Annotated in this window: 8 protein-coding genes; 4 read left to right on the forward strand and 4 right to left on the reverse strand. The window is 40.5% G+C overall.

Going from position 1 to position 14,544, the window contains the following annotated elements:
- Positions 1–529: 529 nt before the first annotated feature.
- The 3 genes from recD to ACTJJG_RS05620 form a co-directional block, all read right to left on the reverse strand.
- Complete coding sequence (gene recD / locus ACTJJG_RS05610; RefSeq protein WP_069120445.1) at positions 530–2,281, reverse strand: exodeoxyribonuclease V subunit alpha; 1,752 nt, start codon at positions 2,279–2,281, stop codon at positions 530–532.
- 108 nt (positions 2,282–2,389) lie between these two features.
- A complete protein-coding gene (locus ACTJJG_RS05615; RefSeq protein WP_032070415.1) occupies positions 2,390–6,088 on the reverse strand; it encodes a UvrD-helicase domain-containing protein in 3,699 nt (1,232 codons plus the stop codon).
- Positions 6,089–6,091: 3 nt separating this feature from the next.
- Positions 6,092–9,727: an exodeoxyribonuclease V subunit gamma gene (locus tag ACTJJG_RS05620; protein WP_045126414.1), complete on the reverse strand. Its 3,636-nt coding sequence runs from the start codon at positions 9,725–9,727 to the stop codon at positions 6,092–6,094.
- A 168-nt stretch (positions 9,728–9,895) separates the two neighbouring features.
- Between ACTJJG_RS05620 and ACTJJG_RS05625 the strand changes: the two genes are divergently transcribed.
- A complete protein-coding gene (locus tag ACTJJG_RS05625; protein ID WP_016142355.1) occupies positions 9,896–10,402 on the forward strand; it encodes a hypothetical protein in 507 nt (168 codons plus the stop codon).
- Between the two features lie 22 nt (positions 10,403–10,424).
- Here ACTJJG_RS05625 and pap read toward each other — a convergent pair whose 3' ends face one another.
- On the reverse strand, positions 10,425–11,843 hold the full coding sequence (gene pap, locus ACTJJG_RS05630; protein WP_032062870.1) for a polyphosphate:AMP phosphotransferase: 1,419 nt from the start codon (positions 11,841–11,843) through the stop codon (positions 10,425–10,427).
- A 209-nt stretch (positions 11,844–12,052) separates the two neighbouring features.
- Between pap and ACTJJG_RS05635 the strand changes: the two genes are divergently transcribed.
- From ACTJJG_RS05635 to ACTJJG_RS05645, 3 genes are all read left to right on the forward strand, one after another.
- Complete coding sequence (locus ACTJJG_RS05635; protein ID WP_032062869.1) at positions 12,053–12,760, forward strand: FFLEELY motif protein; 708 nt, start codon at positions 12,053–12,055, stop codon at positions 12,758–12,760.
- Positions 12,761–12,907: 147 nt separating this feature from the next.
- Complete coding sequence (gene ubiE, locus ACTJJG_RS05640; RefSeq protein ID WP_002114829.1) at positions 12,908–13,855, forward strand: bifunctional demethylmenaquinone methyltransferase/2-methoxy-6-polyprenyl-1,4-benzoquinol methylase UbiE; 948 nt, start codon at positions 12,908–12,910, stop codon at positions 13,853–13,855.
- Positions 13,856–13,866: 11 nt separating this feature from the next.
- A complete protein-coding gene (locus ACTJJG_RS05645) occupies positions 13,867–14,535 on the forward strand; it encodes a ubiquinone biosynthesis accessory factor UbiJ (RefSeq protein ID WP_032062867.1) in 669 nt (222 codons plus the stop codon).
- Positions 14,536–14,544: the final 9 nt, after the last annotated feature.

Raw genomic sequence — 14,544 nt, forward strand, 5'->3', positions numbered from 1 at the left:
ATATCCAATTATGAAGAAAAGTAGTATTTTTCTTATCATCATGTAAGTGAAAACGTACAGGTCTGTATAATATTTGGTAAATAGCCATTTTTAACCTTTAACGTACAGTTCTGTATAACATATAACTTAACAATTCACAGGAAAAATGCCTGTTTTGAAATCATATTATAGATAAATATATTGATATTATTGATTTAAATCTTTAGACAAAAACAGAGTGAAGATAGTGTTAAAAACGAAATGTTCGAATGCTTTTTGAAACATGGTGAAAAGTAGAATATAAAAAAGCCCTGTAGTCTCTCCCAAAACTACAAGGCTTAGCGGCTGTAAGTTTCCTCTTTATACACCTACTTCATTGTAAGTTCGCAGTCTCTCGACTTAAGTTATTATTATTGTGCGATTTTGCCCGACATTCCGTGCCAAGCTCGTTGTGCGTTTATAATCTCAAAAACACGGGGTGTACTCTAGCAGCAAATATCTCGAATCTATGTAAGCTTTTTCTTACAAGGGTAAAAATATTAAGTTTGTCTTAACGAACTAACCGATTAACTTTTTGAACTAAACCGCTTTTTCGTGTAGTACGAACTGTAAATGCTTGTAATAAAGCCTCTTGATGCACCAAAAGACTGACTACTTTCTTAGCTCGTGTAATCGCAGTGTAAATAAGTTCTTGACTTAATAAGTTCTTGGCAGCCTGATCTAAAACGACAGCAGTATGGGTAAATTCAGACCCTTGCGATTTATGAATCGTTAAAGCGAATGCACTTTGAATACTTTTTGGTAATCGATTTGCAGCAACCCATTTGTTCAAACTTGGAAAATATACTTCAAACTGCTGTGGCTGAGTCCTGTGCTCAAAGCACAAACCAATATCCCCGTTTGAAATACCGAGCTGATAATCGTTATAGGTCATCATTACAGGACGACCGACATACCATCCCCCTGCTGTCACTATTGAAAGTTGCTGCTGCAACCAACGCTGCGCATATTGGTTTAACTGCTGCAATCCAAACGGACCATGACGAACCGCGGTTAAAATCCGGTAGTCATCAAATGCTTTTACTACGTTTTGGATCTGTTCAATCGAGCGCTCTTCTTTTAAATAATTTTTTAGACTCTGTACATACCCTTGGAAACCGAGCATGAGCTTCTGATAGTAAATTTCGACTTCTGCGTGATTCCCTTCTGGCAAATACTCAAGCTGAACCACATCGGGCATATCAACTTCTAAAGGAATTGAACGTAATTCTGAAACCTGAACAATGTCGATTTCAAACTGTTGCAAAACCTGCTCATGATTAATCTGACTGGTTTGCATTTGAATAAAACGTGCCACCTGCCCAATCAATGCACCTTCAGCAAAACGACGACTGGTTTGTAATTGTACTCGGTTATCAGCCAACGCCTGTATTTGCTGCAAATCTGCAAGAACCGCGCCGACATCGACAGAAGCAAGCTGATTTGCATCTCCTAATAAAATAATTCGACAAGACTCAGGCACAGCTTCAAATAAAAGAGTAGCCAGATTTAAATCCAGCATGGAAGCTTCATCGACGACAATCACGTCATAAGGCAAAGGCTGTTTTTGATTAAACCGTGGTGTCTGGCTATGTCCCATCCCCAACAAACGGTGAATCGTTTGTGTTCCCTGATTTCTGAGCTCTTCACTCACTAATCCGGACTCAAGCAATTTAGGATCGTTAAATGAGTTCTGTAAAGCCTCTTGCATTCGCTGTGCTGCCTTACCAGTTGGAGCAGCCATCGCCACACGAATATGCGGAATTGCTTGACTCAGCACAGCAATAATACGTGCCAGCGTATAAGTCTTACCTGTACCCGGCCCACCGGTAATAATACTCAGGCTCTGCCGAGCAACCATTTGTAAAGCTGCCTGTTGATGAAGATCGGTAAGCAGGTCTAAATAGTCATCACAAGAGACAGGTTGAATTAATTGTTGCTTTAATCGACAAATTTGTTCTGCAAGTCGTTGCTCTAGGTGCCAATATCGGTATAATGCCAACCCCTGCTCATCGTAGACGCACGGCGCAACTTTTGAGGTTGCTTGATCGGCAGATATAGCAAGCTGACCAAGTGCTGCAATTTGCTCTGAACTGATATCAATACAACTATCGCCTTGTAAGCTCGCTTCAATAAGCTGCTGCAAGTAAGAAGTAGCTTCTGACACTTGCGATTGTTCAGTAAATGGAGCCTGATTTAAGAAGTTACTCCACGTTGTTAACCAGCTTAAATCGGCTTGTTCAGGGCTGTTTAGATTGTCCACACACTTATCCACCTAGTTTTCCACACGCTTGTCCACATGGTTATAGACAGGCTTATCCACATGTCAAGTATTTGTTAATCTTAAAATTACGCATTTTATCAGCATTTTTCATGCTATTTTATCCTCAGCAAAATACCCCAAAATGGCATCAAGACGCAGAATAAACTCAATGCTAGGCTGCCAGTAATAATAGCCCTGCTCAGCTTCACCATTCATGCCACGTAAATAAAGATAAGTTGCCCCACCTAAGTGTTGCTCAATTTGGTAATCCTGCATTTTGACTTGCAAATAGCGATGTAATGCAACGAGATATAAACCTGCCTGTAGCCAATAACTTGCCAAAGACATGCTTTGGGCAATGCTATCGCTACGATAATCTGCAAGATCATCACCTAAATAATTACTTTTATAATCGGCAATGTGGTAACGCTGCCCATCAAAATAAACCAAATCGATAGAACCATTAAGGTAACGCGCTGAACGAGCTTCAAGCAGTTCTGGCATATGCAAACCATACTCAGCAAAAAGCTGCTGAATACGTGTCATTGCTAAAACCCGATCTGAAAGAGCTAAATAAAAAGGAAACTCTGATAAATACTGATCTTGTTGGAGCTGATTTAATCGAAAGCCTTGATAAAGCGGTGTCCGCAAAATATCTTTCAACCAGTCTGCAACTGACTGGTAAAGCAGGTTCTCGGCGTCCTCTTGCTCTGGGAAGCTCTCGTTATATTTACTGAGTAAATCTTGCCAAAGGCTGCTATAGTCATTTTTAAAACGACGACGTATTTCTATAACCCAGTCATCTGAACATTGAAAATCAATATGCTCAAAGATTTCATGTAAGAAATTACCAGCAAGCGTTCCTCGCGGAAAGTTACTCTTTATCCAGTCAATCGGCTGAGCACTGCTTGCTTCTGCAGTGTTGATTAAGTCCAACTCATCTTCTGCCAATACAGCATCATTGCTCTGGCTAGCCAATAAATCTGTGCCAGCCTTATGTTTTAAATGCTGTGCCAAGTAACTGAAACTGGTTTTCCCTCTCGAATAAAAACGTTGTTCAGGAAACCGTTTTGCTTGTATTTCAATAACACTGGTTTGCTTGGTTAAATGAATTGCTTGTGGAATCTGTTCCAAAACCATTTCATCCGTACAGCAACGGTGTTGAAAAGGCTCAGCTCTATTTTTCCAAAATGCGAGTCCTGATACTGACTTGCCATCAAGATCTTGTAGAACAGCGTAGACGCGGTGGCTTGCTCGCGTTAAAGCGACATACCAAAGGCGATTCTGTTCAGCAAGCGCTCGTTCTTCGTGTTGCTTAAGTTCTATTTCATTCAAATAAGTCTTATCAGCAATCGCAACGACACGTTGAGTTAAGGTCTGACTTGAGTCTGGTTGGACTACATCTTGGGTCGAAAAATTCAGAGTTTTATTATTTTCTCGAAAGGGCTTGTCTGCACCTAATAAGAAAACAATCTTAAATTCCAGTCCTTTTGACTGGTGAATGGTCATGAGCTGAACACCAGCTTCACTCGACAATTTACGCTCTAACTCCCAATCACGATCCAGAGGAGAACTCAACTGTTTGAGATACCAGTGGTAAAGGTTTTGCGCGCCTGAGTATTTCTCACTGTGCTGACTCAGAATTTCAGTTAAATGACGCAAGTTCACCACAACCCGTTCATTATCTTTACTTTGAGCTGCAACCAAATTTTGCCATATATCAAACTGGATGAGGCATTGTTGCCATGCCACTAAAAAGCCTTGAGTGGACCACAACTCTCTAATCGTGTCAAAACCAGTCATAAACTGGCTTAACCCTTCGGCTGTCTGCTCAAGTTGCAAGAGTTGTTTTAAATCCATGGCAAATAGACGGCTAATCAAAGCTCGCTTCACTTTTGCTTCATCGTAAGGATGAAGTATGGCGGTCAGCAAAGCCCCCACGTCTTGAGCAATCGAGCAATCGAAAACACTTCGTTTTGATGGCCTATTAACCCTAATTCCTAAACGTTCTAGCTCAAATTGAACTTTATCCAGCCCATCATGATTACGAGACAATACCGCAATATCATCTTCGTTTAAGGTTTGAGTCTGAGTATCTTTTTGAAAATATAGTTGTCCAGCATGTGACTGGTTAAGTAGATCTCGAATCTTCCATGCAACTTGCTGAGCCTCTGTTTCTTTATCTTTGAGCATTAACCAGCGTAAAGGGTGAGGATTATGATTATTCTGCTCAATCAGTACAGGATGAGGCCGAGTGCCTGCTCGAATTGGGTCATATTGAACTTCTTCACCAAAATCAATTTGTCGTTGAAATAAGGCGTCGACCACATCAACCAGATCAGCAACAGAACGATGGTTATGAATTAACTTATATTCACGACCATGTTTGGCTTGAATATCTTTATAGGCATTTAAAAAGGTGAGCATATCCCCACCACGGAAACCATAAATCGCCTGTTTACGGTCACCCACCATAATCATACAACCTTTTTGGTAGCGCTCTGGATGGCGCCAAATACTGGCGAGCATATCATCTTGATCTTGGTTAGTGTCTTGAAATTCATCGACCAAAATTAAGGGATAACGTGCCTGAACAAATACAGCAAAACGTTGCCCCTGCTCACCTTTTAAAGCTTCTGAAAGTGTACGAATTTGCTGAGAAAAAGTAGTTTCACCTTTATTTTGCAAAACCTGAGGTAAACGTTTTTTCACCTCTACACATAAATAGGCTTTTAAAAAAATATGAAGCTGGTCGAACTGCTCAGCGTAGTTTTTCAGCACACCAAATAGCTGTTGAATCTGTTGAATACAAGGATGTTGATAGAAACCATCTGAAATTTCAGCAGGACATTTTTTGAAAACTTTTTGATCGGCAAGTTGACCTAAAAACTTAAAAATAAGTTCTCTTTGTGCGGCTAATGACCAGTCAAAAACTAAAATAATGTCGCTTTGCTTTAGAACTTGTAGTAGCTGCGGTAAACATTCACTAAATAGTTTATTAAATGCCCCATTTCTAAATACTGTTCCGCTCACATGTTTATAGTGCTCGCCATCAAGCAAGTAATATGCTTCTAAAAGGCTGATATCAATTTCTGTCGCTAATTGTTTGAGCTGAGCAAGCTGTTCAAATTGAATGGTTGGTTTTTCGGGAAGCTTAAAATGAGCCGAACTAAAATTCAGTGAGTCTTCAACGAGTTTGACAAAACTGTCGACACTCTTAAGCTCACCTGCCAAATACAACGCATCAATCACAGTCTGAGGTTGAGACTGTATCCATTCACGCAGTACATCATGGATCAGTTGCCGACTATAAGTTTTAGCATCATCCGTAATTTGAGCGCGTTCAATTTTGCCGCTCTCAAAAGCAAACTCACGTAATAGTTTTTGACTAAAGCTATCGAGTGTCCCGACAAATAACTCGTCTAATTGATCTATAACCAATTTCAAACGTTCACACGCATAGGCAATACGCGTCGCAAAATGCTTTAGAATATGCTGGAGTAATAAATCAGGTTCTTGCTCTGCCTGCGTAAGTAATTCTTGTTCTGTAAAACTACGCTTGGCATCTAAATAACGGTACGTTTCAACCAAACGTGCACGAATACGGCTTTTTAACTCGGCAGCAGCAGCACGGGTAAACGTGGTCGCAATCACTTGTCTAGGCAAGTATTTTTCAAGAAAGATACGGACCATCAAACTGGATAAGGTATAGGTTTTTCCTGTACCAGCCGAAGCTTCAATTAAGTGTAAACCACTAAATTCAATATCAATAATAGGTTGATAAGACACCTGTACTCTTGAGTTCATGCCTTACTCCGAATGTTGAAATTGAAAAACCGGATGATACAAATCATACGCAAACTCATCACAAGCATGTTGAAGCAAAGCTTGCGCATCTTGTTCTTGCAAAATAAAGCTCCAGTCTTGATGCAACTTACAAGCTTCATTTTGAGTCATATCCATCGTGGTAAATGACCCTGTTTCATTCCAGTATTTTAGCAGCTCAGCATAGCTCTTCTCATCCAGTTTTGCTTTTTCTGTCTGATTTGTTGTTTCCCACTGATATGCTTTAGCTTTTTCTAATGGCTTTAATAATAAGGCTGCTGGTAAAACCAATGGTTGTTGCTGTGCATGGCGCCAGATTTTAAACCATGGTTGTAAATATTGCCGAGCTTGCTCAGAACTAATCCCACTACAAATCACAGTTTGATCGCTAAAAACCACAATACGGCGCTTTTCAGCTCCTGCACTACCCTCATTCAAATAAGCTAACCAGAGCAGATATTCTAACCAGACTTTAGCACGTCTTTTTGCGCGAGCGCTTGAAGGTTCCATACTCACCCAGTCCCGAGTTTCAGACTTCGGAACCGTAATATTCATATGAAGCTGTTTAGCAATTCGCCAAATACGCTGAGTTGTTTGTGTCACTGCTGGTGCATAATGGTGAAGGCGTTCAAGTAAACATTCTTGCTCAAAAACACCTTGTTGCCATGCGCTATATTTGACTTTACCGACAGGCAACTGATCAATTAATACTTCAGGTTGTGCTTGCTGTTCAGATTGTTGTAAAAAATGTCGAATCGCATAGCGCCCTAAACCATCTAATAATAAAGGTTCATTTTGGTCGAGTACTCCGACGCTTCCTAAGTTTTCTACCCCTAAAGTTTTCAAATATAATCGTGCAGGGAACGTCACATCCTGTATCCACTGCTGACTTTCTAAAACCAGCATGTCAGGCGCTTGTAGCGGATAGGTTGTGTTCGCCCAAGGTTGACGGCTTCCTGAAACTTGCTGAATTTGTGAAGCGACCTTAAACCAGTGATCTTGGTAGCGAATAACACGCTTCTCTACAGTAAAACCTTTCGGGTCAAAGGGCTGTAAATCATGTAAGTGATAGAGTTGTTTTAACTGTGATGGAATCTCAATTCCTTCAATAACGACACTTTCAGATACACCATCTTCAGCTTTCACGATCAACGCAAGATGTTCACGAAACTCTTGAAGAATACTGGAAGGTTCGCGCACCTCGCCATCGTTCACATCAAAGCCGTTATAAAACAGCCATAAATTTTCTTGGGCTAATAATAAAGCATCTAAAAAAGCACCTTGATCATCTTCAAGTCGAGAGCGATCACCTAACTGTTGGCGCAGTGCATCCATCAAATCAAATGGAACGTGTGTATCACGGTTTGGAAATTGCCCTGCATCAAGATTTAGCATGACCATTAAACGATAAGGTAACGGTCGAATGTGTCCAATTTGGGCAAAGGTAATTTGCCCTGTCGGTTCAGCTTGTGCACTTTGGCTTTCTAATGTCCGTTGAATTTCTTCAATAATATAAGGCAGAGGCAAAGTAATTTTGCGCAAAGTTCCGGTTTCTGTCTCGGCGTAATAACTTGCGAGTGTCAACATCCGTTCTTGTTTTTTAACAATTTCCCGCACAGCTTTTAAAGCAGCAACACCAACCTGCTCAAATTCAACAATATCTTTGCCTAGTACCTGAAGCCAATATTCAACGGTATAGACTTTTCCTTGTTCATGCAGAGTCAGCCAATCACGGCGCTCATTCAAATCTTGATAAATCTGAATGAGTGTACCAATCAGCTCGAAATCACCCGGTTGAACTTTGGCATAACTCAATACCTGATTAAACGTCGCATGTACAGGCACGGCAATACCAAGAGCCAATCGCTCTAAGGCAAATTTAAAGCTATATCGATAATCATCATCACCGTCACACAAACTGCGCTTGAGATGTTCTGCATCAAGCCCTCGTTTAAAGCCTGCATCGGCAAGTAAATTTAAAATTCGCTCGACCTGAACATACTCAAGTTCGTAACGTTGCTGGGTCGCATGCAAGCTTAACCAATCAGCAAAATCATCAAAGCTAAAACGGCCCTGCATCAGTTGAATACGCCCAATTACGGCACGCCAAGCATTAAGTGCATCAAGTGATGCAACACCTGCAATTTTCACTGGCAAATGTACACCTTGCTCAGTGGCAGTAGCGGGAAATACACTTCGAATTAAAGGTTCTATGTCGGCCAAATTAGGAACTAAAACTAAAATATCGTTTGGTCGGCGCGGCTGCTCATGTGGTTTAGCCAACCAGCCAATCAATTGCTCTTTTAGAACTTCAAGCTGACGTAAAGTCGAATGACAAACATGAATCTGAATCGAGTCATCGTCTGGAACAAGCTCATATTGCTTAGCTTGCGGTTCTACCAAATGCAAAATATCTGACTGAACTTTACCGAGTAAACTTTCAGGGAAATCATCTACAAAAGCATCCACCCACTTACCTTCTTCACCCGTAGATAAATTCGATAATAAAGAAAAGTGGTCGCGGGCTTGTTTACCCAATCTGGTTAAAAGCGGATGTCTAGACTCACGCGCTTCAGCATTAAAGTTGAGTGTGAATTTATTAAAGAAATCGCTAATTTCAGCATCAGTAGCCTTTGGATTTTTCGCAATAAAACGCTCTTTTACCCCTAAGTCATAACGCTGTTTCCAGAGTGGATCGACACTATCGGCCCAATATTCTTGTGAAGGGTTATAGTGCAAAATCAAGACATCAATATATTGGCCTAAACGGCGCAAAAACTGTAACTGGCTTGGTGGCAAATCTAATAATGTAAAAATCACTACTTGATTAGGTAATCTTGAAATAGCACGCTTACCACGGTCTGGATGATCTAACTCTTGCCAAAACAACGCGTCAATTTGCTGCATTTGCACAAAATCATCATGAAAATGTTGCTGCCACAACCAACGCTGCCAACGCTCTAGCTCCTCAGTTTGATGTAATGCAAAAGCAGTCACTTCTTCATCTTTCTTCACAATATATTTTTCAATATCGAGTGCTCGGCCCTGTCCCCAAGCAGACAACCAGTTTTCCGGACAGGTACAACTATTTTCACAACCACGCTGGCACTGTCCACGATAAATCATATAGTTGCTAAATAGATCGGCAACCTGCTCAGCGACCCAATACAGCATTTTTTGTTTTTTTAATTGTTTATCTATGCCTTGTTCGAGTCGATCTGCACTGTCATAAATACGCTGAACAATAGAATGTAAAGGATGCGACGTATCGATGCTCATCGTGTCAGGTTGAATAAATTCGTGTAGAGCCTGATGCACCCGCCATTTAAAAATCAAACGCGGGATGTTCGCTTTACGAACCTGTTCTTTATGCGCAGTTAAAACTTGCTGATAGGCAAACCATTGGAAACCTCGTACCCGTTGGTGAAACTGGTAATTGGCACTCATGCCTTGCTGTTCTGCAAGTTTTTGTATCAGCCACTGCTCGACCGCAGGACTTGGAACAATAAAATGTTGGGTTTTCAAAACCTGTAATGGATGCGTTGAAGCTTGAGATGTAGACGCCAATACACCTTGCAACAACACATCAATACGTTGACTTTGAATAACATGGATCCCCATTTATTTCATTTCCTGCTTGCATAATTTATGCACAAAATCATAAACATTCATTACTATACAACTGAATCTGACTATGTCACGTTGGTTTAAACACAGCATAATTTAACTCAAGGTGTCACTTACACTTGGTTTGAATGACGCCATCAAGAACTTATACAGGTAGACATTATGAAAATTGACAAGATTCCTGACTATATTGATCCTAGCCTAAATCTGGAACAAATTCGCGATGAGTGCCATGATCTCATCAAAAAAAGAGCTTACGTCTCAGCCGGAGCGGCAATTGTACCGATTCCTTTTTTTGACGTGGCGGTAGATTTGGGAATTTTGTCGCACCTGATTCCAGATATCAATTCCCGTTTTGGTTTAGCACCTGAGCACGTGAGCGTTTACGACCCAAAAACTAAAACTATTCATTGGGATGAGTTACGTAAACGCGGTTTTGAATTTTCAGGTTTTGTAGTCGCACGTACTACCGTTAAAAAAACATTTAACGGCTTTTTAGGCAAAATCGTAACAAAACAGGTGACTAAATTTATACCGCTAGGCGGACAAATTGTAGCAGCAAGTTTAGGCTATTTCATGATGAAAAAAATAGCAGAAACTCATCTGAATGACAGTTATAACCTTGCAAAACGTATTCAGCAAAAAAGCCGTGGCACTATTGTAAATTAATGTTTGCCTTGTAGCTGAGAGCTTAGTCTGCTCTCAGCTGTTTTAAAATGGCCTTCAATACTTCCAGACGTGCCGTATATTTATCATCAGTTGCAACGATATACCAAGGTGCATATTCAGTACTGGTTCGCTCAAACATATCGGCTGCTGCCTTTAAATAATCATCCCACTTATCACGATTACGCCAATCTTCTGCGGTAATTTTAAAACGTTTATGCGGTGTTTCTTCTCTGGCCTTAAAACGCTGCTCTTGCTCATCTTTACTAATCGCTAGCCAAATTTTTACTACAATCGTTTGACTATCAAATAAATCTTTTTCAAAGCGGTTTATTTCATCATAGGCACGCTGCCATTCTAAAGGTGAAGCAAAACCTTCGACACGTTCAACAAGCACACGCCCATACCAAGTCCGATCAAAAATCGTGATTTTTTCAGCTTCATTAATGCGGTTCCAAAAGCGCCATAAGTAAGGATGTCGTGCTTCAAAGCGTTCAGGTGCACCAATACAATGAATATCATATTCACGTGGGTCTAAGTTTTTAACGATTCGCTTAATGGCCCCACCTTTACCGGCTGCATCCATGCCTTCAAAAGCAATCACGACATTACGTTTATCAAAACGCATGACATCGGCAATTTTCTTACTCAGCTTATCCAGCTCTTTTTTATATTCAGCTTTTTCAAGTGGTTCATTAGAAGGTTTTAATAAACTCTCTGGAATTTTAGCTTGCTGCCATTTTCCTTTAACTTCAGTTTCATGCTCTGGAAGTTGACGCATGTGTTGTAAAAGGTATTGAGCAAAAAATTGATCACGCTGCTTTTCATCTTCGCCATCAATAATGTACCAATCATCGGTAAAACGACGGCGTAACTTTTGCAAAGTGTCATATTGTTTTTTATTACGCCAGTCTAGACCATGCAGCTTATGCCAGTGTTGCTCTGACGGATCTATTTTATCTAAACGTTTTTGCAGCGATTTCCATGATAGATCGAACCAGACTTTAACCACATCGACATAGTTATTTTTTAAATCTTGTTCAAATGCCCGCATATTTTCAACATATTCATCAAAGCGAGAATCATCTAAAGGCTCGGAAACATGCGTTGCGGTGACGAGCAAATCACTATACCAATTGCCAAACATCACCACGATTTGACCTTCAGTCGGAATAAACTCCGAGTAAGATTGCCAAAATGCTTCTGTGTCTGTCAGCACACGTGGCGCGTCTGCTTTGACTCGTAAATATCGTGGATCTAGCCACTCACGAAGCTGCTTAACGGCCTCGCCTTTTCCAGCCAGTTCAATACCACTCATTAATATCAGTGTGCTTTTAGCGTTGGGTTTGCCCCGACTTTCTTTTAACGCATATTGTGCTTCAATCAAATCGACTGAAAGCTGTTCTTCATCACGAATCTCAAATTTTGGTTGTTGTTCACTCATAGTCCACGGCTCTAATCTTTTATTGTTTAATTTCGATGATCTTTAACTTATGCGGTTAAATGATGAATTGCTATACAAATTATGTCATTGCGACAAAATTCTGTTTAAAAATTGACGCATGAATCATTTTTTTTACATCTACTCGCCATAGTACAAGGTTACAATGCCTTTTATGATTTTTTGCAAATAGCCCAATATTAGAGCCTTAAATGTCTAAACTCGCTGCTTTTGATGATCTTTTACAACAATATAAAACATTTAATTATCACGATAATCCTGTGCTTGTCCAACGTTTGCAAGATGTACAAACATGGCTAAAAGAGCGGATGAAAGATACGCATCACGACTTTTTTAATTTGCCAGCGCACAAGCTCATGTCAGAGTATTTTTTAAATCGTTTATATGGCGGTCCAGAGTTTGATGCTTTAGCAGCTCAAATTGAACGCCTATTGAAATATGCGCATAAAGCCGAAAAAGTCTTACCTGAAAATGCAATTAAAACAGGCACTAAATCGGTAAGTTTAGCTGTACTTGCAACTCAACTTGATGAGCAAGTAGCAATGCAACTTCTTGAGGACTATCCGGCAGATACCGTACTCACTGATGAGATTATGCGTTTAACCTTAATCAAGCTGGATCAGGCCGAAGCTCGTTATCAACAACTTGCTCTTCTTGACGATTTAGGTGCAGCACTCGATAAATACATGCGCTCATTTATGATGTTTACTGCTTTTAAAATGTGTAAAGGTATTGCCCAAAAATATCACTTCGAATTGATGTATGATTTCATTCAAGATGGTTTTAGTGCGATGAAACCGTTAAAATCAGCCGAGACCTTTATCAAGACTTTTACTGAAAAAGAACGCCAGATTATTGAAAATGTACATTCAGGGCATCCGAATCCGTTTAGAGTGTGATAAGGTCGGCACATAGAAAAACTCAACCTCACGAAGTTGAGATTTTATTCATTATATTTGCATGATGATGCCTGTAAAAATAGACAAAATCTGTCATCATGCAGAACTTATTCCGTTTCACTTGAGTTTGAGTCTAGGAGAGACAATATGTCTAACGAAAACCAAAAGCCAACATCTCCAACTGAGCAGGCACAAAGTTCAGACAAAGTTAGCCCATTCCTAAGCTCACCTTTACCTCAAGGTACTCCTCAAGGGCAACAACAAACTTTACAGCAAACCTTAACAGACACACCTGTGAATGGTTCTGTACCTAAATACAATTTACCTCGTGGTGCTGGTAATACTGGCAACGTTGGTGAAACCACACACTTTGGTTACTCAACTGTTAGAACTGAAGATAAAGCACAAAAAGTTGCAGAAGTTTTCCATTCAGTTGCAAGCAAATATGACTTGATGAATGACTTGATGTCATTTGGTATTCACCGTTTGTGGAAGCGTTTTGCAATTAACATGTCTGGTGTTCGCCGTGGTCAACACGTGTTAGACATTGCTGGCGGTACAGGCGACTTAGCAAAAGTATTTAGCCGTGAAGTTGGTCCGCAAGGTCATGTTGTACTTTCAGACATTAACGAATCTATGCTCAATGTTGGCCGTGACCGTCTAATTGATGCAGGCTGTACCAATGTTGACTTCGTTCTTGCCAATGCAGAAACTTTAGAGCCTTTTGCAGACAACAGCTTTGACCTTGTAACCATTAGCTTTGGTTTACGTAACGTGACAGATAAAGACGCAGCACTTGCATCTATGTTCCGTGTGTTAAAACCAGGCGGCCGTTTACTGATTCTTGAATTTTCTAAACCTGTATTTGAGCCATTCTCGAAACTTTATGACCTCTATTCATTCACCGCTTTACCGATCATGGGTAAATTGGTTGCGAATGACTCAGAAAGCTATAAGTATTTGGCTGAATCAATCCGTATGCACCCAGACCAACGTACTTTAAAAGGTATGATGGAAAATGCTGGCTTCCAGAACTGTGACTATCACAACCTTACTGCAGGTATCGTTGCTGTTCACCGTGGCTTCAAACTGTAAGGGATAACGATATGTGGTCGATTCTGGCACTCGGTGCAGTCGAACGTATCATTCATCATCTGATAGATCTGGATGCGGTTACTCGCATTCAGCTTAATCAGTTACAGGGCAAAATGTTGCGTGTTGTGATTGATAGCCCGCAGCTTTCTGTCGATGTGTTCTTTGACCAAGAAAAAGTACGTCTTGAACCTACCGTAACAGGTCATAGTGAAAAGCCTTCTATTTTTGAACAGCGTCCTTTTGATGCCCAATTAAAAATTTCTGAAGCAACCGCAACTTTGCATGTTAAAGATGTCGTTGAACTGATTAAATTATTGATCAGCGATCCAGACCAGATTGGCAATATCCCATTGCAAGGTGATTACCACCTCCTACAGGATATTCAAAAGATTATGCAGCAAGCTGAACCTGATTTAGCTGCGCATTTATCAAGATGGGTCGGTCCTCAACTCGCTCATGAAATTGGCAAGATTCAACTTGCACCAAAACATTTAAAACGCTCGGTGCAAAGTCATCTATTTTTCGCAGAAGACGCATTAAAAGAAGATAGCGGTCTATTTGCCCCTCGTTGGGAAATGGACGACTTAACTCAAGCAACTCGCAAGCTTAATCAAGACATTGACCGTCTTGAAGCAAGATTGCAGCAACTCAATGCACAACTACAACCCTCTCAAGACTAGGTAAGACTG

The organism is Acinetobacter sp. 22512 (genome assembly GCF_052044755.1).
In the GTDB taxonomy this organism is placed as follows: Bacteria; Pseudomonadota; Gammaproteobacteria; order Pseudomonadales; family Moraxellaceae; genus Acinetobacter; species Acinetobacter pittii.

What these genes read in the sequence shown, in the direction of transcription:
- ACTJJG_RS05620 (WP_045126414.1), bottom strand. Translation starts at nt 9,727, where the DNA reads ATGGGGATCCATGTTATTCAAAGTCAACGTATTGATGTGTTGTTGCAA.
- ACTJJG_RS05615 (WP_032070415.1), bottom strand. Translation starts at nt 6,088, where the DNA reads ATGAACTCAAGAGTACAGGTGTCTTATCAACCTATTATTGATATTGAA.
- ubiE (WP_002114829.1), top strand. Translation starts at nt 12,908, where the DNA reads ATGTCTAACGAAAACCAAAAGCCAACATCTCCAACTGAGCAGGCACAA.
- ACTJJG_RS05635 (WP_032062869.1), top strand. Translation starts at nt 12,053, where the DNA reads ATGTCTAAACTCGCTGCTTTTGATGATCTTTTACAACAATATAAAACA.
- ACTJJG_RS05645 (WP_032062867.1), top strand. Translation starts at nt 13,867, where the DNA reads ATGTGGTCGATTCTGGCACTCGGTGCAGTCGAACGTATCATTCATCAT.
- ACTJJG_RS05625 (WP_016142355.1), top strand. Translation starts at nt 9,896, where the DNA reads ATGAAAATTGACAAGATTCCTGACTATATTGATCCTAGCCTAAATCTG.
- pap (WP_032062870.1), bottom strand. Translation starts at nt 11,843, where the DNA reads ATGAGTGAACAACAACCAAAATTTGAGATTCGTGATGAAGAACAGCTT.